General features: G+C 65.6%; 1 pseudogene. It reads left to right on the plus strand.

Annotation, left to right across the window (positions count from 1 at the left end):
* Positions 1–62: 62 nt before the first annotated feature.
* Positions 63–218: pseudogene (locus tag L687_RS30040) on the plus strand (D-serine/D-alanine/glycine transporter); the annotation flags it as partial.

Below are 218 nucleotides of genomic sequence, written 5' to 3' on the forward strand. Positions count from 1 at the left end.
AGCAGTACACGGGGGGAACCGGACGCGAGCGCGACACCGCCGCGGACGGAGAGGAACAGCATCTGCGGCGAGCGCTGAGCAACCGCCACATCCAACTGCTCGCGATCGGCGGGGCCATCGGCACCGGGCTGTTCATGGGCAGCGGCAAGACCATCTCGGTCGCGGGCCCGTCGGTGATCTTCGTCTACATGATCATCGGCTTCATGCTGTTCTTCGTC

This window comes from Microbacterium maritypicum MF109, from assembly GCF_000455825.1.
Classification (GTDB): domain Bacteria; phylum Actinomycetota; class Actinomycetes; order Actinomycetales; family Microbacteriaceae; genus Microbacterium; species Microbacterium maritypicum_A.